Below are 21,185 nucleotides of genomic sequence, written 5' to 3' on the forward strand. Positions count from 1 at the left end.
TGTAAGGGAGGTGCTCTCCCAACTGAGCTAATCGCCCACTTGAGACTTAATCAAAGGGATTGAAAATGGAACACTTTGGAAAAAGTGGTGGGCGATACCGGTCTCGAACCAGTGACCCCCTCCTTGTAAGGGAGGTGCTCTCCCAACTGAGCTAATCGCCCTTCTGATATAGCAAGTGGCTATAATTTGAAGTTTATGAATAAGTCTTAAGTGGTGGGCGATACCGGTCTCGAACCAGTGACCCCCTCCTTGTAAGGGAGGTGCTCTCCCAACTGAGCTAATCGCCCATTTTCAAATTAGATTGTCAGACATGAACACTTTGGAAAAAAGTGGTGGGCGATACCGGTCTCGAACCAGTGACCCCCTCCTTGTAAGGGAGGTGCTCTCCCAACTGAGCTAATCGCCCATGTCGTGAGGAGGCATTATAGAGATTTTTCCTTGCTCGTCAAACGCTTTTTTTCAAATTCAACGCATTTGTTGTTTTTTTCAACCAAACTCCGCTTTTTTTATCATTTTATTCGCCAAAACCGCTTGAAAAAAGAGTAAAATAGCGCTGTTTAACTAAATTATTACAAAACAGGCAATAAATAATATGAACATTGAAACCCTCTTTCCTTTAGATCCAAATGTTAAAGTGCGTACTCGTTTTGCTCCTAGCCCAACGGGTTACCTTCATGTAGGTGGCGCGAGAACAGCGCTTTATTCTTGGTTATACGCTAAACATTTTAACGGTGAATTCGTATTACGTATCGAAGATACCGATTTAGAGCGCTCAACGCCTGAAGCAACTGCAGCAATTTTAGAAGGCATGGAATGGCTAAATCTTGAATGGGAACATGGTCCTTATTTCCAAACAAAACGTTTTGATCGTTATAACCAAGTGATCGATCAAATGATTGAAGAAGGCACCGCATATCGTTGCTATTGCTCAAAAGAACGCCTTGAAGCTTTACGTAGTGAACAAGAAGCCAATAAAGAAAAAGCAAAATATGATCGTCACTGCTTAAATGATCACACACATTCTGCAGATGAACCACACGTAGTACGTTTTAAAAACCCAACTGAAGGCTCTGTGGTATTTGAAGATGCTGTGCGCGGACGTATTGAAATCAACAATAGCGAATTAGATGATTTAATCATTCGTCGTACTGATGGCTCACCAACTTACAATTTCTGCGTTGTGGTTGATGATTGGGATATGGGCATTACACATGTTGTACGTGGTGAAGACCACATCAATAATACCCCACGCCAAATCAACATTTTAAAAGCATTAGGGGCACCAATTCCAACTTATGCTCACGTTTCGATGATTAACGGTGATGATGGTCAAAAACTTTCTAAACGCCACGGTGCAGTAAGCGTAATGCAATACCGTGATGACGGTTATTTACCAGAAGCTCTAATTAACTACCTAGTCCGTTTAGGTTGGGGGCATGGCGACCAAGAGATCTTCAGCCGTGAAGAGATGATCGAATTATTCGATATTCATTCGGTCAGCAAATCTGCTAGTGCATTTAACACTGAAAAATTGCAATGGTTAAACCAACATTACATGCGTAGTTTACCCGCAGAACATGTTGCAAAATATCTGCAATGGCATATGGATGCACAAGGGATTGATACAAAAAATGGCCCAGCATTAGAAGCTATTATTCCAGTATTAAGTGAACGTGCAAAAACTTTAAAAGAATTAGCTGCATCAAGCCGTTATTTCTACCAAGAGTTTGAAGCCTATGATGAAAAAGCTGCAGCGAAAAACTTCAAACCTGAAGCGGTTGCACCACTTGCAAAATTATTGGAAAAATTGACCGCTTTAACTGATTGGAATGTTGAAGCAATTCATGATGCAATGAATGCAACAGCAGCAGAATTAGAAATCGGTATGGGTAAAGTCGGTATGCCATTCCGCTTAGCGGTAACAGGTTCTGGTCAATCTCCATCAATGGATATTACTGCTCAGCTTGTTGGCCGTGAACGTACACTTGCTCGTGTTCAAAAAGCCATCGACTACATTCAAGCCCAAGCCTAAATAAAGATTTCGGCTTGACACCTTTTCTGATGCTATTTATGATAGGCGTCACGGGGATATAGCTCAGTTGGGAGAGCGCTTGAATGGCATTCAAGAGGTCGTCGGTTCGATCCCGATTATCTCCACCAAATTCTAATTTTATATAGTATGATATAGTCCGATAAAGCCTTGATATATAGCATATCAAGGCTTTTTTGTTGTTCTAACAAGTCCGATAGAAACCAACCAAATCCACAAATTCTAGTAACACTAATAGTAACACCATGCTATGATAGGATCATATAGTGTTACTAAATTAATTATAACTTTATGATTTATAAAATAAATTTATAAAGTTTTTAGTGTTACTTCATTTTGGAGGTATCTAATGGCAAGAAGAACAACTCCCTTAACAGATACGGAGATAAAAAAAGCTAAGCCAAAAGAAAAAGAGTATAGCTTATGTGATGGTTATGGGCTTTTATTAAGAATTAAGCCTAACGGCTCTAAATTATGGCTATTTAATTATATACGACCTATTCTTGGTACAAGGACTAATTTAGGGCTAGGTACATATCCGATAGTTAGCTTAGCTGAAGCTAGAATGTTAAGAGATGACTGTCGTAAATTATTAGCTCAACAAATTGATCCTAAAAAACATAGAGAAGAACTAGAAAGAAAGCAGCTTATGGATACTCAAAGTTCCTTTGAGAAAGTTGCAGAACTTTGGAAAGAGAAAAAAAGTTCAGAAGTTGAAGAGAAAACGATCAATAAATATTGGCGAAACTTAGAGCTTCATCTTTTTCCTTTGATAGGTCGATATTCTATTAAAGAAATTAAGCCTTCTTTAGTAGTCCAAATGTTAAAGAAAGTGGAGGAAAATGGATCTCCAGATATGGTTCATAGACTATGCGGTCATCTAAATGAAATCTTAAATTTTGCGGTTAATAGTGGGTTAATTGAAAGTAATACTTGCCTAAAAATTAGCTCTACATTCAAGTCTGTTCGTCAAAGAAATAACCCTAGAGTAAGTATTGAAGAAATTCCTACCCTTATAAAATCAATACATAGTGCTAAGATTGAAAAGAAAACTCAATTATTAATCTTATTTCAATTATTAACAATGGTTAGACCTAATGAAGCAAGTAACGCTTCATGGAGCGAATTTGATTTTGATAAAAAAGAATGGAATATTCCTGCTGAAAGAATGAAAGTGAGGTTTCTACATACAGTACCATTATCATCCCAAGTAATGGCTTTGATAGAACAGCTAAGACCAATGACGGGTCATAATAAATATTTGTTTACTCATAGAAGTGATTTAAAGAAAGCAATGAGTTCATCTACTGTTAATATGGCACTAAAAAGGATGGGTTACAAAGATAAACAGACTGCACACGGATTAAGGGGATTGGCTAGAACTTTTTTAGCAGAACAAGGCGTTCAACATGAGCATGCTGAAGCTTGTCTAGCACATAAAACAGGAAGCCAAGTTAGCCTAGCTTATAATCATGCTAATTATTTGGAGAAAAGAAGGGATATTATGCAAATGTGGGGAGATTATATTGAGAAATGTTCTCAATCTTAAATTTTTTAGGAGAAATTACCATTAAACGGAGTTGTTTTTTTTTGACCTGCCTCTATTAATAATAAAAAAAACAACTAAATTTATTTATAAATTAGTTAAAAACACTTAATGAGTATCTATCTTGATAGATATGATTACTTACCTATGTAAAAGCTACAAATACAAATTGTAGCTTTTACTATATATTAAGATCTCTTAGCTACGTTTATTTTTGAAGAAGATTATCATTATAGATCTATATAGAGAGCTAAGGCTGATGATGAGAATCATCAGCCCTTGATCTATAATTTTTATTAATTAATAGAATTCTAATAATATGGGATCTTAAAAATAGGAAATCACTTAGATATAGAATATATAGTCAATATAATGCGAGAGACGCTTATGGCAGGAAAGATAAAAAACACGTAGGGTAATTCATCTATCCCTAAATAATGCTGCTAGCAGTGATTTAGATAGGTTATACAGCGTTTTCTGATAGTTAAATAATTTAGATAAAATAAGTATATTATAGATAGTGTCTATTTCGATTTAAGCAAAGAAATAATCTCTTTCAATGCTGAAATCTCGCTATCTTTTTGTTCAATCACTAGATCTCTTTGTTTCAATAGCTCATCTTTATGCGAAATAGTTAGTTTTAATCGATCGATTTCTGATGTCAAATTCTCATTTGAACCGTAGTAGTTAGTGTTATGATCATTCATGAAGAACAGTACATTCTTATCATCATTTTTGATTAGTTCTAAAACATCAATATTAAAGATATTGGCAATTTGCTCCAATTTATGAAGATTGAGCTTAGTTTCTCCACGTTCAATTTTTGCATATAGAGTTGCTGGACATACAACGGTGTCTCCATTGACTATAACGAAGATGACCTTCATCTGGATCAGGAGTATCCCATATCCAGTAAAACTCTTCTTTGAGTTCATAGGCTTCTTTTAAAGCAGGAAGATTACCTAACCAAGTATCTAAGAGGAATGATTCACGTTCATTTAGATCGTGTTTACGCTTTAGAAGGATAAACCTTTCACGCATAAGGGTACGTCTTTCTTTTTGGCTCATATGGGCTTTCAAAGACTTTCTGACGTTATCTAAGGCTTGATTAGCCATTCTAACTACATGAAACTTATCTACGACAACTTTAGCGTGTGGAAGGATAGTGTTCACTGCGTCTTTGTAGGGCTTCCACATATCCATTGTGACGTACTCAATGTAAGTCCTGTCACTGATTTCTGAAAGACGTTGGATGACTGTTTCCTTGTTACGGTTAGGCTTGATGTCATAAATAGTCCTGCGTTCAATATTAGTCAATACAAGCCGAGGTCTACGGATAATATGTATCTCGTCTATCCCAAGCCACTTAGGAGTTTCAAACTGGTATTCACGTTCTTTGAGTGCCACATAGTCCTTAAAAACGTTCCTAATGGTTTTCTCGTCAACACCAACGCTTTCTGCGACTTCTACAAAGGTCTTAGACATGGATTGCTCTTGAATGGACTTTAAAAGCCTTTTGGTCATACTACGCTTTTCATCTACAGATATTAGGCGTTCCTAGAAGGTAGATCCGCATTCACGACACTTGTATCGTCTACGGTTCAATTGTAAGCCCACTCGCTTTAAACGAATGGGCAAATCCATAATTAGTTGATTTCTTGAACTGTGTTTGTACAACTTGTCAAAACCACATTCAGGACAACGTTCAGGTGGTCCGACTGCTTCAACTTTAAACATCATATCGGTTTCATTTTATTGTGGCGGTTCTATTGTTTTAATGTCTGGTAGGGATAATAAGTCTGACATATTATTCATCCTTTATTACTCTGCGGTGTTAAGGTATCAATTATAGATTTGATGTCGAAATCATCAGTGTTAAATTATTTTTGTGACCACAAATGCACTTAGAAAATCCCTTAAAGCATTAGCTGGTTCACTTGAATAGGGAGTTGTAAAAAAGTTCCCTTAGCCTGCACAACAAGATAATTTCGAAATATCTTTATCGAACGTAAGTGCAACTAATTTTAGCCCTTCAGCCATTGTTAAATATGGTGCTAGGGTTTCTGTTAAATCTTCTATCGTTAAGCCAAATTTAACAGCTAATGATGCTGCATAGATGACATCTCCTGCATTTTCAGATACAATATGAACCCCTAATACTTTTAGTGTTTCTGCATCTGCTACTAGTTTAAATACACCGGTTGTTTCACGGTTTACAATTGCTCTTGGAACAGCATCTAAAGGTAATACAGATGTCTTCACATCATACCCTTTCTCTTTTGCTTGTTCTTCTGTTAAACCAACCGTTGCAACCGTCGGATTCGTAAACGTAACAGCAGGAACTACCGATAAATCTATTTTTTTGTTTAATCCACCAATAGCATTATCAGTAATAATTCCACCTTCATAGGCTGCTACATATACAAATTGTGGTCCTAAAGTCACATCTCCTGCTGCATAAATCTTTTCATTACTTGTTTGACCAAAATCATTGATCAGGATTTCATTATTTTTTCCAGTTTCAACACCTGCTGCACTTAAATTTAAAGAATCCGTATTTGGTTTTCTTCCAGTGGCAACAAGTAACTGATCTGATTCAATGACTTCTCTACTGCCATTTACTGTTACGTAAACCCTTTTTATCTCTCCACTTTGTTCAACACGCTCAAAAGTTGCCCCTTTGACAAGGTTTATACCCTGTTCAATTAACGCTTTTTCAACTGACTCTGAAATCTCAGGATCATACTCCTTTAAAAGTCGCTCACTTCTTTGCATAAGCGTTATTTCTGAACCTAAATGATGAAATAGTTGTCCAAGCTCCATTCCAATGTATCCTGAACCAATTACAGTTAATCGTTTTGGTATTTTCTTTAACTCAAGAAGTGTTGTACTAGTTAAATAGTCCATTTTTTCAAGTCCTGAAATTTGGGGCAACGAAGGCGATGCACCTGTTGCAATTAAAAAGCGTTTTGCAGATAACTTTGCCCCATTGACCTCAACCGTACTAGCATCAACGAATTTTGCTTCACCTTTAATTAAATCAAAATTATATTCATCAATTAAATCCATATATTTTTGATTCCGAAGTTCGCTCACCAATTTATCCTTTTGCGTGATTAAACTAGCTAAATCCACTTCTCCAGCGGATGTTTGTAAACCTATAAACGGATTGTCTTTTGATAAATGATTGATTTCCCCTGCCCTAAGAAGAGTTTTTGACGGAACACAGCCAATATTCACACAGGTTCCCCCAACCGTTCCACGCTCAATCATTCCAACTTTTGCACCGTATTCTATAGCTTTAATTGCCGAAGAAAAGGCAGCAGCACCAGAACCAATAATAAGAAGGTCATAATTGTCTTCATTAATTAACGCCACGTTTTCTAGTGATGATACTTCTTCAATTTCTCCGGCTTGGTAATTTGCTTCATCAATCGCCTTTATTGCACTTTCAACCTCAATATCATCGGGCAGTTCAAATACTGCTTCACCACGACGATAACTAGACTCAATATTTTTAGCACCTATCTTTTCAAGTGCTGATTCTACGTGTTTTTCACAACCCGTACAGGTCATTCCTGAAATGTTTACCTTAAATTTATTCATAAAAAAGCTCCTTTCGTTAATTAATCTCTCATGTTAATGTTTCTATTATTGGACACGAATGTAATTGCTTTTCAGCTGGACATCGTTGTTTTAAGTCGTCTAACATAGTTTCAATTCGTTTTAAATCCTCTATTTGTTTTTGCACTTCCTTTTGTTTTTTAGAAACAAATTCGAACATATCTTGACAACGAACTTCATCTTTATCTACAACACCAAGTAATTTATAAATCTCGCTTAAAGAGAAACCAAGTTCCTGTATTCGTTTAATAAACCCAACACGCTTAACGTCATCATATGAATATATCCGATAACCAGCTTCCGTTCGGTGAGGTTCTTGTAATAAATTTTTTCGCTCGTAATATCTGATCGTTTCTTTATTAACTCCACATTTATCTGCAAACTCACTAATGCGATAAATCATCTTATTTCACCCCCTGAATATTATAAACCATGTACCATAGTACACGGTCAAGTAAATTGGACTATTTTATTTTTTTCCCAAAGTATCACTCGTATGTGATTGATACTTTTATATAATACTATTGATTATCCTAACATCCCACCAGAAAATCCAATTTAAACACCAGTTGTTTTTAAACTATTAAGAAAGTAATTCCATTATATATTCCGAAGACCCAAAAAAAGAAATAATGCTAAAAAATGCATTTAATGAATTTTCATTAAAAATGGATAAAAGAGAAAAAGAGCAGCTATCTGAATTAGAAAATAAATATTCTAGTAAAAAGAACAGTCTTCTTCAGATAAAAATAAAGCTATTTCTGATTCGGAACAAAAATTACTAGAAAATGAAAATCATTATAAAAGAATGTCTAGCCAAATCGAATTAGATGCTAAAAACTATAAAAGAGCAGGAGCAAGTGATAAAGAAGTGTCTGAGTCTTTAGAACGTAACAAAAAGGAACTTTCTAATAATTACAATCATCATAAAAATAGATTCAATCAAGAAAGGGATGATAAGGTTAAGAATATTGAAGATAATCTTAGGATTTTAGAAGAATCTTACCCTCAAGATATTAATAGAGTAAAAATTTATTATCAACAAGAAAGGGATAAATATTTATCTGAAACTAAAGAACAGTTAGATAAAATGGTTAGAGAACATGAACAAGCAATAGAAGTTTATAGAAATCAATATAACAGTGGCATAAAAGCACCTATACGTTATAAAATTGAAAGTAGTGATAATGGAAAAGATTTTTATGTAACTATTCAATAAAAAATAAAGCCTAATAGATTAACTCCCTATTAGGCTTTTATTTTATAAAGTTAAATTTATATTAAGGTATTCCATGAGAGCATTTTGAAGTGGTATAACATCTCTCCTAGATTTAAATTTATGATCAACAATATCATTTAATTCTTTAAGGCTGGTTTTAATTTCCATAATTTCATTTTTTAAATCTAAAATATTCATTTTACGAATGAAGTTTTTTACTTTTTTTAGTGTATTCTTATTCAATTCATTTTCCATTATATTTAATATTCTTCTCATTTTAACCATTCTTTTAAAATCATTATCTTCTATATTCAATATACTATTAATACTTTCTTCAAATGAATCGTATCCATCCAATAATTTCTCATTATAATTGTAAAAAAATGCGATAGATACTGACTTTCCTATTCTTGCTTGAGTTCTAAAAATTGCTTGAACTATTTCTGATTTTACTAGATCTTTAGATTCTATTTTAGTATTTAATACTTCAGAAAGTCTCTCTGCATGAAATGAATTATTAAACCACTCACCAAAAAATATTATTGAATCATATTTTATATACTCATTTGTAGCTCTACACTTTCCTGAATTATAATGAATAACCTCATATTTATCTCGCAAATCTTTACTAATATTTTCTTTAATGAAGTTAGGTAGATTCTCTATATGAAATGTATTATTCCATGTAATAACAAGATGTTTATTTCCATTATTCATAGAAATATATTTCTCAAGTTTTCTTATGTCTTCAACAATATCTTTTTTATGTTTCTCATTACTTTTTCTTGTCCTTCGTGTTGATAACAATGTATCATAATAAATATTATTATTTATAACTACTTTACTTTGATTATATCTTTCTATATTCCAATTATTACTACCTTCAAATAAAAATTCTGCTGTGGCATCTAAAATAATTAATTTTGTATCTTCATCTATAAAGTCATTAATATCTTGGTGTATGATAATATCTGATGATATATCTGTATTAGATAGATCTCCTAAAGATACTATAAGTTTATTGAATAGCCAGCTAACTCTTTCATGATATAGTTTTTCATTTTTTATATCAGGTAAATCATTAAATAATTCATTAAATATATTTTTGTCAAAATTTATTATATTCTTAATTGTCTCCTTATTTAGCCTTATCTCTTTTCCGTATATCAACTCTCTCTTATAAAGTTCTACTAATAATTTCTCATGTTTTACTACTATATCCGTATAAGGGGTCTGGAATTCATCAAAGATAACTAATTCTCTCTTTGTTATCTCTTTCTTTATGGGATCATCATAGTTAATAAATATATTGCTTGATTCATATAAAGCCCTCCAGTTATTAGTTACTACTATTCTATATTTTGACAAAGCATAAATATTACATTCTAATTCTTTTAATGTATCGCTTCCTTTATAAATTCCACAAATGGACTGTTTAGGATTTAATGCTTTAACATCAAATACAAGCCTTTTAATTTCTTCATTTGTTTTTACAATAATCAAAGTAGACTTATCAGTATTAGCACAAAGAACCTTTAAATTTGTGGTTTTCCCTGAGCCGCAACCCCAAGCTAAGACTTGCCTATTTGAATAGCTATCTATGCTATTCTTAAGTTTGTAACTGCTATCATCTACTTTATCTAGTAAATAGTTACGCCTAGAAAGTAGATAGTTATTATCATCTACATTGTAATCAATCTCATTATTTTTTAATCTCCATCCCTTCCATTTATCTGGAAAACTTACATTTTCTTTCTTCATAATAATCTCCATAAAAAAGCCACTAAATAGTGGCTTGGATTTAAATTTTTAGCATATAGATATTATCTATTTCAGTTCTTTTTAAATAATCTACTTTTATCAATTCATTTATAGCTTTAATGAATAAATCTCTTTTTAAGTTAAAAACAGATTCCGAGTTGAAAGTAGTTAACGTTATTTCTTTATTTTCATTTTTACTTTTTATGATTAATGTGTATAAGACATTTCTAGCATTGCTAGTTAACTTCTTAAAACGTTTCTCTAATGGCAATTTCCTATTAATAATTGAAAAAATCTTATCATCTACTGTTTTAAGCATAGATCACCTCATTTAGGTTTTTAATGTTGTTTAAGTACCGATTTACATCAGATTCAAAGTAGCCTACGGAGTTAGCTCCTAGGCTAACTTTTTTGGGAAAATTAGGCTTATAATAAGCAGAACTTTTATCCTGCCAAGTGTAGAATGTACTTTTAGATATTCCTAATATCGTTAAAAATTCTTTTACCCTGATTATTCTATCCATGGTAAAACCCCTATATATAAAAAGGGTATTACTCTTTAGTTAGTAATACCCTTATATTATTGCGTTTAAAAAAATGATCTGTAATATCACTTTTGATAAGGCGTATAGCCTCTATTTCATATATTAATAAGAAATCCTTACTGTTGTATGGTCTAACTAAAATCAACTTGAGACCATCCTATACTTCCTCCAGATTGCTTGCAAGCATTTTTTGAACAAATTTTCTGCTTTCCAACATAGGAAACTTATCTTATTCATTCTCATATATAACTAATGTTTTCATTAAGAAAATTTTTAAAAATTTCTGTCTAAAAAATAGTCGAATAATACTATTTTACTTTTTTAGATATTTTCCTATTGTTGTGCTACCATTAACTCACAAGGTAGCATACCAGTGCTTTAATTATTATAGATAATCTATCACTTCATTTTTTAGTAACACCAATAGTAACACCGAATACAATCCCAACAAATAAAGTTATTATAAATAAAAGACTTATATTACTAGTTCAAGTGAGATTATCCCACCAAATAAAACAGAAGCCTTGAATCATTGATTCGAGGCTTTTTCTTTTCTGAAATTCAGCAAAGTCTTTATGATTCAATAAAAAAGCCCTGAAGCTCACTTCAAGGCTTATTCATTATTACTGATTAGAATGGGAATTTCATTCCCGGTGGTAATGGCATACCAGCAGTAACGCTTGCCATTTTTTCTTTCTGTAATTCTTCTGCACGGCGTACAGCATCATTAAATGCTGCAGCGACTAAATCTTCAACCATCTCTTTATCATCTTCCATCAATGATGGATCGATTTCAATACGGCGACAGTTGTGTGCGCCATTGATCGTTACTTTTACTAAGCCTGCACCTGATTCGCCAATGACTTCCAGTTGCGCAATCTCTTCTTGCATTTTTTGCATACGCTCTTGCATTTGTTGCGCTTGTTTCATTAGGTTGCCTAAACCACCTTTTCCAAACATCTGATGTTCCTCATAAAAATTAAAAGACGGCTCATTTTACTGAACCGTCTTTGATTAGGCAAGCGGTAGGATTTTGCATTTTTTTTGCAAAATTGACCCGCTTGTACGTTACTCAACTGAGAATTTTACTGGCACGGTAACCTGTGATGGGAAGCCCGCTGGTGGTGCTTCTACACTGGTACTTTCTACGGCTTTAACTGCAGCACCGTCTAAACTTTCGTTGCCTGAGCTATTTAGCACTCGCACGCCACTAATTTGACCGCTCGGCGATAAATTAAAGCTTACGGTTGCCGTTCCCATCTTACGCATCATTTTTTCACGTTTTGGATAGGTATTATTTGCTCGGCGCTGAATCGCACGCTGTAAAGTTGCTCGGTACGCATTTATATCACTGCTTGATGCGCCTCCAGCCTTATTACCGCTGCCATTACCGTTGCCACTTGCCGCATTGCCATTTGGTGAGCCATTTGCACTACCAATATTCCCTTTGCCAAGTGGATTACCATTAGCAATTCCCTCTTTGGCTTCTTTCCCTTGTACTACATTTGGTGCAGCCTTAGCGACAATCCCTTGTTTTACTTCTGGACCGGTTTCTATTGCTTTAACTGGTTTTTCTACTTTTGGCTTCTCTTTTGGTTTTTCTTTCGGCTTTTCAGGCGGTTTCGGTTTCTCTTTTGGTTTTTCCGGTGGTTTTTCTTTTGGTTTTTCTTTCGGTTTTTCTGGTGGTTTTGGCACAACTTTTGGCTCAGGAATAGCCTCTTCAACCGGTTCTGGTTTTGGCTCTTCAATGACCTCTTCTGGCTCTGGAGCTTTCTCTGGTGCTTTTTCCTCTGGAGTCGGTTCTGTTGTCACTGCCACCTCAGGTTGTTCAGCAAGAGCAGCCATCATTTCCATCGAAATACTGGAAACTTCTTCTTCAACAACTGGTTTCGTGTCAGTTAAACGCAAACTCAAAAACCAAAATAAAGCGACCGCCATCGCATGTAGGATGATGGAGGTTGCTAAACCAATCCGAGAATTTGTTTTATCCATTCTCTCATCCTATTTGCTATTTGCCATTATCTTTACGTGTAATAATGCCAACATTTTTAATGTCATTAGCAGACAATAAATCCGTTAACTCAACAAATTTCTCAAAGCTAACCGCACCATCAACTTTTAAGGTAACACGCTGGGCTTTATCCCAAGTACGAATCTCATTAGTTAATTGTTCTTTGTCTGTTGGCTTATCGTTAAAGTAGAACTGATTATCGGCCGTAATCGTGATGAGTTTTGCCAAATCATCCGCTTTCACATTTTGCGTTGTGGTAGCTTTTGGCACATTCACTTGAATCTTACCTTGCGAGATAAATGAGGCTGTTACCAACACAATCGCAAGCAACACCAACATAATATCGATAAAAGGAATAATGTTGATTTCATCAAATTTTTTCATTGAACACCTCGTTAATTTCTTGAAAAATTCGACCGCTTGTTAAGCGTCTTTACGAGCGTGTAATGCTTGCCATCTGAGTTTATTTTCATCTACTTTACGGTTAAAACCGCTATAAAACATCATTGCGGGAATAGCGACTAAAATACCTGCTGCCGTTGCTTTTAGCGCTAAAGAAAGGTGAACCATGATAGATGCTGCATCAATCTCTCCACCAGCATGACCTAACTCATAGAAAGTTAATAAAATCCCGATCACTGTTCCTAATAAGCCGATATAAGGCGCATTTGCCCCAATCGTTGAAATTGTGGTTAAGTTACGCGTGAGATCAATTTCTAGTTCTTCTTGAGTCTCATATTCGGCCACTTTTAAGTTGCTATAAAATAAAATTCGTTCAACAATTTTCCAGACTAAAATAATGCTCATTAAGCCTAATAAGCCTAAAATAATGTAGTCAATGTATGCTTGTAAGAATTGAAATAGTTGCTCCATAACGTCCTCTACGGAAAATAAAGAAAAAATGCGATAACGCATTTGAAAATTGTTCGTAATTATACTGGGTGCATTAAAAATTTCAACTTGAAATAATAGAGATTCTCTTTTAGATTTAGTGATATATTACGCTTTTTTTCAGCGAGAATAATGATGGAAACCTTTACTGAAATTAGCCCACAACAAGCTTGGGAATTGTTACAAACCGAAGAAAATGCTGTGCTAGTCGATATTCGTGATAATATTCGTTTTACTTATAGCCACCCACAAGGGGCTTTTCATTTAACCAATCAAAGTTATGGGCAATTTTTAGATGAGGTCGATTACGAAGACCCCATCATTGTCAGTTGCTATCATGGCAATTCTAGTCGTAATACCGCACAATTTTTAGTTGAGCAAGGTTTCGAACAAGTTTATAGCCTTGCCGGTGGATTTGATGGTTGGATGCGAGCAGAATTACCTATTGAAACCGCATATCCTTAACCCTATTTGGCACATATTTATAAAAGGTATAGAGAATGGATTATATTGTTAACGTTACCGAAGCAAATTTTAGCGAAGTGTGGCAAGCCACCCAGCAGATTCCTGTTGTATTTAGCTTTACCTCTTTGCAAGATGTTGCTTCTATTGAAACTGATGCCATGCTCAGACGCTTAGTCGACGAGTACCCCAAACAATTTCTATTAGCCACCGTCAATTGCGATGAACAGCGTGAACTTGCGATGCAATTTCGTGTGCAAACCTTACCTACGCTCTACTTTTTTTCAAACGGTCAACCCATTGATATGGCGCAAGGTAAACTCAGTGAGCAAGAGCTACGCATACGTTTAGCCAACATTTTACCGAAAGAAGAAGAACTCAAATTCAATCGTGCCTTAGAATTATTGCAAGATGAACGTTATGAGCAAGCACTTCCATTATTAAAATCAGCTTGGGAGCTGAGCGAGAAAAAAAATAGTGATTTTGCCTTGCTCTATGCAGAAACATTTATTGTGATGAAGAAAACGGAAGAAGCCAAAGCCGTATTAACCCAAATTCCGATTCAAGACCGAGATTCTCGCTGGCAAGGGCTTCAAGCACAAATTGAATTGTTAGAACAAGCCGCTGAGTCGCCTGAATTACAACAATTACAAGCCGATTACGCCACTAAAAAAACACCAGAAATTGCGATACGTCTAGCAAACCAGTTGCACCAAGTCGGTAAAAATGAAGAAGCCTTAACGCTCTTATTTGAATGGTTAAAAGGTGATTTAAATGCAGGCAATGGTGAGGTAAAAAGTCAATTTTTAGCCATTCTTTCAGCATTAGGCAGCGATGCTATCGTACCGAAATTTAGAAGACAGCTTTATTCTTTGCTTTATTAATTACAAGCGGTCAAATTTTTAGCGAATTTTACAAACAAGGACAATACAATGACAACCAAACATGCCAAATTATTGATTTTAGGTTCAGGCCCAGCAGGTTATACCGCAGCAGTCTATGCCGCGCGTGCTAATTTAAACCCAGTATTAGTTACCGGTATGCAACAAGGCGGGCAATTAACTACCACAGATGAAATCGAGAACTGGCCAGGCGAATACGAACACACTACCGGCACAGGCTTAATGGATAAAATGCTTAAACATGCCGAAAAATTTAATACTGAAATTGTGTTCGACCATATCAACAAAGTTGATCTCTCTAAACGTCCATTTACGCTGACTGGCGATATGAATACCTTCACTTGTGATGCTCTAATTATTGCCACTGGTGCATCTGCTAAATATTTAGGTCTGCCATCAGAAGAAGCTTTCAAAGGCAGAGGCGTTTCAGCTTGCGCAACTTGTGATGGCTTTTTCTATCGTAATAAACCTGTTGTCGTGGTAGGCGGCGGAAACACGGCTGTTGAAGAAGCTTTATACTTAGCGAACATTGCAAGCGAAGTGCATTTAGTACATCGTCGTGATAGCTTCCGTGCAGAGAAAATTTTGTTAGGTCGCCTACAAAAACGTGTAGAAGAAGGCAAAATCGTATTGCATACCAACCGAACTGTTGAAGAAGTATTAGGCGATAATGCAGGTGTTACGGGTGTACGTGTTATCTCCACCGTTAATGGAGAAAAAGAAGAAATCAAAGCGGATGGCTTCTTTGTTGCTATCGGACATGCCCCAAATACAGCTATTTTTGAAGGTCAACTTGAATTAGATAATGGTTACATTAAAGTAAAATCAGGTCTAGAAGGCAATGCAACCGCAACTTCTGTCGAAGGCGTATTTGCGGCTGGTGATGTGATGGATCATAACTACCGCCAAGCCATCACCTCTGCTGGAACAGGCTGTATGGCAGCATTAGATGCTGAACGTTTCTTAGATGCACAAGAGGCTTAATATGAGTTTTACTGTTATTATTCCTGCCCGCTATGCTTCGAGCCGCTTACCTCGTAAGCCTTTGCTTGATATTGCAGGCAAACCGATGATTCAGCATGTTTGGGAAAAAGCCCAGCAAGCAGGCGCTAACCGCGTAATTATCGCCACAGATCATCCTGAAATTGAAGCAGTTGCCCACGCTTTTGGTGCAGAAGTTTGCATGACATCTACCGCCCACAATTCTGGTACTGAGCGCTTAGCAGAAGTGATCGAAAAAATGGCGATTGCCAATAATGAAATTATTGTAAATGTACAAGGCGATGAGCCATTGATTCCACCAGTCATTGTGGCGCAAGTGGCTGAAAACTTAGATAAATACCAAGTGAATATGGCAACGCTTGCGGTAAAACTGAACACGAAAGAAGAACTCTTTAATCCGAATGCAGTAAAAACCTTAACAGATCAACATGGTTTTGCGCTTTATTTCTCTCGTGCGCCCATTCCATTTGCACGTGATCATTTTGCGGATTGTGACGATGCTTTTGTTGCGAGTCAAAACTACCTTCGCCATATTGGCATTTATGCCTACCGTGCAGGCTTTGTAAAACAATATGTTGCTTGGCAACCGACAACGCTAGAGCAGCTAGAATCATTAGAGCAACTGCGCGCATTGTGGTATGGCGAAAAAATTCACCTTGAATTAGCCAAAGAAGTTCCTCAAGTGGGTGTGGATACCGCTGAAGATTTAGAAAGAGTCCGTGCGATTCTAAGCGCATAACAAGCGGTCATTTTTACAAAATCTTTTGCAAACTAGACGTTTTGTTACAATGGGCGCATTACACTATGCGCTCAATTTTTATTTCAGCGGAATCCCGCATTGGAGAAATTATGTTAGGAAATATCTTAGGCTCTGTTGCCTCTTCTATTTTAAACAACGGCAACAATAGTCAATCTACGGCTATCAACCTCATCAAAGCTTTATTGCAATCGCAAGGTGGCATTGAAGGCATTATCGCTCGTTTCCAACAAAGTGGTTTAGAAGGCGTATTAAAATCTTGGATCAGCGCAGATGAACCAAATCAACCTATTACTGCTAATCAAGTAACTGAAGTCGTTGGCCAAGAAAATATGGCTGTGGCAGCACAAGAAGTGGGCGTAGATGAAAAAGATGCTAGCGACATTTTGGCACAATACTTGCCAAAATTAGTCGATATGATCACACCAGATGGTAAACTACCAGACTTAAAAAATTTCAGTACTAACGATTTAATTGCACAAGCTGCAAAAGGCATGCTAGGGAATTTATTTAAATAATGTGTCAAGTTTACCGCTCTACCGCTAAAAAAGGCTTTTGGTTAGCTAGCTTATATAATTGGGTCACCATTTTAGGCTTAAACCAATTCTTTACTAGCAACGTACTGACAGAAACCGATCCTATCGTATTCTCATGGATGGGACAGGTTCTAATTTTGCTCTGGGGAGCGGTTTACTTTTGGCGAGCACATCGATTTAATCAAGCGCCCTTACTCACAAGCATATTTGCGATTACTAAGTTTATCTATTTCATCGCTTGGCTTTATTGGCTGCTTAATTTCCCAGAAAAACTAGATGCCCTTGCAGGTCAATCCATGTGGCTATTCTGTTTCTTCGCAGGCTATGGCTATATTGAACTTATGTTTGCAGGTTTCTTTAGTTTAGTTGCTTGGCATACATTTAAAGGGCATTATCGTTAAGCTCGTTTACTTAATGCAAAATAAAAGGACTGACTTTGAAAAACTCAAAATCAGTCCTTTTTTATGCGTTTATTGAAGTCAATTACTCAATAACTGGTTTATCGCCATTGGTTACACAACCTTCATCCACCATCACTTTTTTCGCATTTAATGTTGGTAGATCGTACATCGTATCGAGTAACAAGCCTTCTACGATCGAACGTAAACCCCTTGCACCTGTTTTACGCGCAATCGCTTTTTTAGCAATTGCAATAAGCGCAGCTTCACTAAATTCAAGTTGCACGTTTTCCATTTCGAATAATGCTTGATACTGTTTAATTATTGCATTTTTCGGCTCAGTCAGAATTTTAATCAATGCTGCTTCATCTAATTCTTGTAACGGCGTAACAACCGGTAAACGGCCGATAAGCTCTGGAATTAAACCAAAATGCACTAAATCTTCTGGCTCAACTTGTTTGAAAAGCTCGGTCAAATCTTGGCGATCTTTATCATTTTTCAGATCTGCTGCAAACCCGATCCCACCTTGTTTATTCGTGCGTTTTTCAACAATTTTATCTAATCCAGCAAAAGCACCACCACAAATAAAGAGAATTTTTGAAGTATCTACTGGTATCGTTTCGCCTTTAGGATGTTTGCGAGAACCTTGCGGGTTAATGTTCGCTACCGTGCCTTCAAGCAATTTTAAAAGCGCTTGTTGGACACCTTCACCTGAAACATCGCGGGTAATTGAAGCGCTTTCTGATTTACGCGTGATTTTGTCGATCTCATCAATAAATACAATGCCACGCTCAGCTTGTTCTGCATCAAAATCGCATTTCATCAACAATTTTTGGATAACGTTTTCCACGTCTTCACCCACATAACCAGCTTGAGTCAATGTTGTCGCATCTGCAACAGCAAATGGTACATTTAAGCGACGTGCTAAAGTTTCAGCCAATAAAGTTTTACCACTACCTGTTGGGCCAATTAACAAGATATTACTTTTACCTAACTCAACGCCATTCGTTGCTTCGTGGTTGCTAAATGCTGATTTTAAGCGCTTATAGTGGTTATAAACCGCGACAGAAAGCACTTTTTTCGCATATTCTTGCCCGATAACATAATCGTTTAAATGCGCCGTCATTTCATGCGGCGTTGGAACGTTATCGAAGAATTTTTTCTCATCTTGCACTTCATCAATTAACGGTTCTTCTTGACCGTTAATCAGCGCGTAAGATTCGTCAATACAATCGTTACAAATAAAGCCTTCTGTGCCTTCGATCAATTGATCAACTTCAGAACGTTTTTTACCACAAAAACTGCAATGTGGTTCTTTTTCAAATGTCATTATGCAGCCTCCCCACGAGAGGTTAATACTTTATCAATCAAGCCATATTCCATCGCTTCTGTCGCTGACATAAAGTTATCGCGCTCAGTATCTGCAGCAAGTTTCTCAAATGGCTGACCACTATGCTCTGCCATTTTACGGGTAAGCATCTCTTTTAATTTCAAAATTTCACGAGCGTGAATTTCAATATCGGTTGCTTGACCTCTTGCTCCACCTAAAGGTTGGTGAATCATTACACGCGCATTTGGCAATGCAAAGCGTTTACCTTTTGCGCCACCAGAAAGTAAAAATGCACCCATTGAACAAGCTTGACCGGTGCAAAGCGTTGCTACATCAGGTTTAATAAAATTCATGGTGTCATAAATTGCTAAACCTGCAGTTACCACACCGCCTGGACTGTTAATGTATAAATAAATATCTTTTTCTGGATCTTCAGCTTCTAAAAAAAGTAATTGTGCGACAATTAAGTTCGCCATTTGGTCTTCTACCTGACCGTTTAAAAAGATGATTCGCTCTTTTAAAAGGCGAGAATAAATGTCGTAAGAACGCTCCCCTTTTGAGGTTTGTTCTACCACCATTGGGATCAATGCCATGTGATATTCCTTTTGAGACTAAATTCGATTAAACAGGCGTATTTTAGCAAACTTTCAGTAAATCCTTAACAACAAGCGGTCAGATTGTTACAATCTTTTACCATTTAATAGGATATCGTATGCAATTTACTGAAATTAAAGAAAAATTTGCGCTTTGCAAATCTTGGGAAGAAAGATACCGCTTGTTAATTCAATTAAGTCGATTACTGCCGAAACCCAGTGAAGCAGAGTTAGCTAACTTAGCTGAAATTGAAGGCTGTGAAAGTCGTTTATGGTTTAGCTGGACAATCACACCGAGAACCGTTTTAGCTTATAGCGATGCTCGATTGATGCAAGGCTTGCTCATGGTTATTCGCACCTTGCTATTAGAAACACCAACAGAGGCAATTTCTAACATCAATTTACCCGCTTTATTTGATGAGCTAAAAATCTCCAACCATCTTACTAGCACGCGCTTAAATGGTATCGCTGAACTTCAACGCTTAATTCAACAAACAGCAAAACAAAATCCCTAGATAGAAAAAGGCCTCTGAATCAATCAGAGGCCTTTTCCCATTAACCAAGGAGGATAATATGAAATAAGTGGCGGAACGGACGGGACTCGAACCCGCGACCCCCTGCGTGACAGGCAGGTATTCTAACCAGCTGAACTACCACTCCGCAACTGGTGCGTGCATAATACGGATTTCGTCATCTTTCGTCAAACGCTTTTTGTTAAATTCAAACTTTTTTGCTTAATTTGAACACAAAAGGTGTTTTTTTAGTGCACATTCTCCGCAGCTTGATGCAACCAAATACAGTTCCCTTTTGATTTTTTTTCAATCAAGGCTAAAAAAGTTTCATGAGCGCTCAGTTCTTCATCTGAAGCATTTAACACAACCGCATTGCTGAGATCATAACTCATTTTCACAACTTCTTCGCCAATTTGGGCTGTTGCATTTTCTTCATCAACTAACAAAGCAATTTGCCCGCCAGTCATCATTAAAAACACATCAGCTAGAATCTCCGCATCCAGTAAAGCTCCGTGCAACACCCGCTTACTGTTATCAATGCCTAGACGATCACACAGTGCATCTAAGTTATTTCGCTTACCTGGGTACATCTTACGCGCCATCTGTAAACTATCGGTTACAGTGCATATTTCTGCTGTTTTCGGCGGAGGATCTTTGAGGTACGAGAATTCCTGATCCATAAACGCTACGTCAAAGGGCGCATTATGAATAATTAACTCAGCACCTTTAATAAAAGCCAAGAAATCATCTGCAATTTCGGCAAAAACTGGTTTATCTTGCAAAAACTCATTGGTAATACCATGAACACGAATGGCTTCTTCATCTACTTCACGTGGTGGCTTAATATACACGTGAAAAGTTCGCCCCGTCAGACGGCGATTAATCACTTCAACAGCACCAATCTCAATTATATTATGCCCAATTTGTGGCTGCCCCGTCATATTCATCCCAGTGGTTTCGGTATCCAGTACCACTTGACGGACTATCTGTTCATCACTCACTTTTTTGCCTCAAAATACACAATAAAAAAGCGCCAACCTGTGGCA

General features: G+C 36.5%; 25 protein-coding genes and 5 tRNA genes. 11 read left to right on the forward strand and 19 right to left on the reverse strand.

All coding sequences use genetic code 11. The annotated features are described in order from the left end of the window. Positions 1 to 85: 85 nt before the first annotated feature. The 3 genes from HMPREF1128_RS08935 to HMPREF1128_RS08945 all read right to left on the reverse strand — a co-directional run bounded on the left by HMPREF1128_RS08935 (position 86) and on the right by HMPREF1128_RS08945 (position 406). Positions 86 to 161 (reverse strand) — tRNA-Val (locus tag HMPREF1128_RS08935). Positions 162 to 211: 50 nt separating this feature from the next. After that, a tRNA-Val gene (locus HMPREF1128_RS08940) sits at positions 212 to 287 on the reverse strand. Positions 288 to 330: 43 nt separating this feature from the next. Beyond that, positions 331 to 406: transfer RNA gene (locus HMPREF1128_RS08945), tRNA-Val, on the reverse strand. A gap of 186 nt (positions 407 to 592) precedes the next feature. On the opposite strand from HMPREF1128_RS08945, the gene gltX reads away from it, so the two are divergent. The 3 genes from gltX to HMPREF1128_RS08960 all read left to right on the forward strand — a co-directional run bounded on the left by gltX (position 593) and on the right by HMPREF1128_RS08960 (position 3,599). Beyond that, positions 593 to 2,032: a glutamate--tRNA ligase gene (gene gltX, locus HMPREF1128_RS08950; RefSeq protein WP_007526628.1), complete on the forward strand. Its 1,440-nt coding sequence runs from the start codon at positions 593 to 595 to the stop codon at positions 2,030 to 2,032. A 52-nt stretch (positions 2,033 to 2,084) separates the two neighbouring features. Continuing rightward, positions 2,085 to 2,160, forward strand: a tRNA-Ala gene (locus tag HMPREF1128_RS08955). A 239-nt stretch (positions 2,161 to 2,399) separates the two neighbouring features. Further along, the gene (locus HMPREF1128_RS08960; protein WP_007526596.1) at positions 2,400 to 3,599 is read left to right on the forward strand and encodes a tyrosine-type recombinase/integrase; all 1,200 of its coding nucleotides are present in this window, start codon (positions 2,400 to 2,402) and stop codon (positions 3,597 to 3,599) included. Positions 3,600 to 4,120: 521 nt separating this feature from the next. On the opposite strand, the gene HMPREF1128_RS08965 is transcribed toward HMPREF1128_RS08960, so the two are convergent. The 5 genes from HMPREF1128_RS08965 to merR form a co-directional block, all read right to left on the reverse strand. Beyond that, complete coding sequence (locus HMPREF1128_RS08965; RefSeq protein WP_007526603.1) at positions 4,121 to 4,303, reverse strand: hypothetical protein; 183 nt, start codon at positions 4,301 to 4,303, stop codon at positions 4,121 to 4,123. A 109-nt stretch (positions 4,304 to 4,412) separates the two neighbouring features. Next, a complete protein-coding gene (locus tag HMPREF1128_RS08970) occupies positions 4,413 to 5,144 on the reverse strand; it encodes an ISL3 family transposase (protein ID WP_255747701.1) in 732 nt (243 codons plus the stop codon). A 9-nt stretch (positions 5,145 to 5,153) separates the two neighbouring features. Next, positions 5,154 to 5,336, reverse strand: coding sequence for a transposase family protein (locus tag HMPREF1128_RS10445; RefSeq protein WP_331271023.1), 183 nt, complete (start codon positions 5,334 to 5,336; stop codon positions 5,154 to 5,156). Between the two features lie 225 nt (positions 5,337 to 5,561). Then, on the reverse strand, positions 5,562 to 7,202 hold the full coding sequence (merA, locus tag HMPREF1128_RS08975; protein WP_001031935.1) for a mercury(II) reductase: 1,641 nt from the start codon (positions 7,200 to 7,202) through the stop codon (positions 5,562 to 5,564). A gap of 28 nt (positions 7,203 to 7,230) precedes the next feature. Further along, complete coding sequence (gene merR / locus HMPREF1128_RS08980) at positions 7,231 to 7,623, reverse strand: Hg(II)-responsive transcriptional regulator (protein ID WP_007526597.1); 393 nt, start codon at positions 7,621 to 7,623, stop codon at positions 7,231 to 7,233. A 405-nt stretch (positions 7,624 to 8,028) separates the two neighbouring features. On the opposite strand from merR, the gene HMPREF1128_RS08985 reads away from it, so the two are divergent. Beyond that, the gene (locus HMPREF1128_RS08985) at positions 8,029 to 8,439 is read left to right on the forward strand and encodes a hypothetical protein (protein ID WP_007526598.1); all 411 of its coding nucleotides are present in this window, start codon (positions 8,029 to 8,031) and stop codon (positions 8,437 to 8,439) included. A gap of 42 nt (positions 8,440 to 8,481) precedes the next feature. Here HMPREF1128_RS08985 and HMPREF1128_RS08990 read toward each other — a convergent pair whose 3' ends face one another. From HMPREF1128_RS08990 to exbB, 7 genes are all read right to left on the reverse strand, one after another. Beyond that, positions 8,482 to 10,200: a hypothetical protein gene (locus tag HMPREF1128_RS08990; protein WP_005644504.1), complete on the reverse strand. Its 1,719-nt coding sequence runs from the start codon at positions 10,198 to 10,200 to the stop codon at positions 8,482 to 8,484. 40 nt (positions 10,201 to 10,240) lie between these two features. Further along, positions 10,241 to 10,519 (reverse strand): hypothetical protein, encoded by a 279-nt coding sequence (locus HMPREF1128_RS08995; RefSeq protein ID WP_010129410.1) that lies wholly within the window; start codon positions 10,517 to 10,519, stop codon positions 10,241 to 10,243. Further along, entirely contained in the window at positions 10,512 to 10,724 is a 213-nt protein-coding gene (locus tag HMPREF1128_RS09000; RefSeq protein WP_010129411.1) for a helix-turn-helix transcriptional regulator, read from the reverse strand. The genes HMPREF1128_RS08995 and HMPREF1128_RS09000 overlap by 8 nt, the downstream gene beginning before the upstream one ends. Before the next feature lie 651 nt (positions 10,725 to 11,375). Next, on the reverse strand, positions 11,376 to 11,705 hold the full coding sequence (locus tag HMPREF1128_RS09005; RefSeq protein ID WP_007526601.1) for a YbaB/EbfC family nucleoid-associated protein: 330 nt from the start codon (positions 11,703 to 11,705) through the stop codon (positions 11,376 to 11,378). A gap of 108 nt (positions 11,706 to 11,813) precedes the next feature. Further along, positions 11,814 to 12,737 (reverse strand): energy transducer TonB family protein, encoded by a 924-nt coding sequence (locus HMPREF1128_RS09010; protein ID WP_007526622.1) that lies wholly within the window; start codon positions 12,735 to 12,737, stop codon positions 11,814 to 11,816. Between the two features lie 16 nt (positions 12,738 to 12,753). Next, positions 12,754 to 13,140, reverse strand: coding sequence for a TonB system transport protein ExbD (exbD, locus tag HMPREF1128_RS09015; protein ID WP_007526606.1), 387 nt, complete (start codon positions 13,138 to 13,140; stop codon positions 12,754 to 12,756). Between the two features lie 39 nt (positions 13,141 to 13,179). Beyond that, positions 13,180 to 13,629, reverse strand: a complete 450-nt coding sequence (exbB, locus tag HMPREF1128_RS09020; protein ID WP_007526620.1) for a TonB-system energizer ExbB — start codon at positions 13,627 to 13,629, stop codon at positions 13,180 to 13,182. Between the two features lie 150 nt (positions 13,630 to 13,779). Here exbB and glpE point away from each other — a divergent pair, with 150 nt between their 5' ends. The 6 genes from glpE (at position 13,780) to HMPREF1128_RS09050 (ending at position 17,707) form a co-directional block, all read left to right on the forward strand. Then, entirely contained in the window at positions 13,780 to 14,112 is a 333-nt protein-coding gene (glpE, locus tag HMPREF1128_RS09025; RefSeq protein ID WP_007526595.1) for a thiosulfate sulfurtransferase GlpE, read from the forward strand. 35 nt (positions 14,113 to 14,147) lie between these two features. After that, positions 14,148 to 14,993: a co-chaperone YbbN gene (locus HMPREF1128_RS09030; protein WP_007526624.1), complete on the forward strand. Its 846-nt coding sequence runs from the start codon at positions 14,148 to 14,150 to the stop codon at positions 14,991 to 14,993. A 48-nt stretch (positions 14,994 to 15,041) separates the two neighbouring features. Then, positions 15,042 to 15,995, forward strand: a complete 954-nt coding sequence (gene trxB, locus HMPREF1128_RS09035; protein ID WP_007526589.1) for a thioredoxin-disulfide reductase — start codon at positions 15,042 to 15,044, stop codon at positions 15,993 to 15,995. A 1-nt stretch (position 15,996) separates the two neighbouring features. After that, complete coding sequence (gene kdsB, locus HMPREF1128_RS09040; RefSeq protein ID WP_007526580.1) at positions 15,997 to 16,752, forward strand: 3-deoxy-manno-octulosonate cytidylyltransferase; 756 nt, start codon at positions 15,997 to 15,999, stop codon at positions 16,750 to 16,752. A 110-nt stretch (positions 16,753 to 16,862) separates the two neighbouring features. After that, a complete protein-coding gene (locus HMPREF1128_RS09045) occupies positions 16,863 to 17,288 on the forward strand; it encodes a YidB family protein (RefSeq protein WP_029495237.1) in 426 nt (141 codons plus the stop codon). After that, a complete protein-coding gene (locus HMPREF1128_RS09050) occupies positions 17,288 to 17,707 on the forward strand; it encodes a hypothetical protein (RefSeq protein ID WP_007526594.1) in 420 nt (139 codons plus the stop codon). Before HMPREF1128_RS09045 ends, HMPREF1128_RS09050 begins: the two co-directional genes overlap by 1 nt. 82 nt (positions 17,708 to 17,789) lie before the next feature. On the opposite strand, the gene clpX is transcribed toward HMPREF1128_RS09050, so the two are convergent. Then, positions 17,790 to 19,034, reverse strand: a complete 1,245-nt coding sequence (gene clpX / locus HMPREF1128_RS09055; RefSeq protein WP_007526602.1) for an ATP-dependent protease ATP-binding subunit ClpX — start codon at positions 19,032 to 19,034, stop codon at positions 17,790 to 17,792. After that, positions 19,034 to 19,627 (reverse strand): ATP-dependent Clp endopeptidase proteolytic subunit ClpP, encoded by a 594-nt coding sequence (clpP, locus tag HMPREF1128_RS09060; RefSeq protein WP_007526605.1) that lies wholly within the window; start codon positions 19,625 to 19,627, stop codon positions 19,034 to 19,036. Before clpP ends, clpX begins: the two co-directional genes overlap by 1 nt. A gap of 119 nt (positions 19,628 to 19,746) precedes the next feature. On the opposite strand from clpP, the gene HMPREF1128_RS09065 reads away from it, so the two are divergent. Further along, a complete protein-coding gene (locus tag HMPREF1128_RS09065) occupies positions 19,747 to 20,142 on the forward strand; it encodes a SufE family protein (RefSeq protein WP_007526593.1) in 396 nt (131 codons plus the stop codon). 68 nt (positions 20,143 to 20,210) lie between these two features. Here HMPREF1128_RS09065 and HMPREF1128_RS09070 read toward each other — a convergent pair. Together HMPREF1128_RS09070 and dnaQ are read right to left on the reverse strand one after the other, a co-directional pair. Next, positions 20,211 to 20,287: transfer RNA gene (locus HMPREF1128_RS09070), tRNA-Asp, on the reverse strand. 100 nt (positions 20,288 to 20,387) lie between these two features. Then, on the reverse strand, positions 20,388 to 21,140 hold the full coding sequence (gene dnaQ / locus HMPREF1128_RS09075; RefSeq protein WP_007526618.1) for a DNA polymerase III subunit epsilon: 753 nt from the start codon (positions 21,138 to 21,140) through the stop codon (positions 20,388 to 20,390). Positions 21,141 to 21,185 lie beyond the last annotated feature (45 nt).

The sequence above is a fragment of the Haemophilus sputorum HK 2154 genome (genome assembly GCF_000287615.1).
In the GTDB taxonomy this organism is placed as follows: Bacteria; Pseudomonadota; Gammaproteobacteria; order Enterobacterales; family Pasteurellaceae; genus Haemophilus_A; species Haemophilus_A sputorum.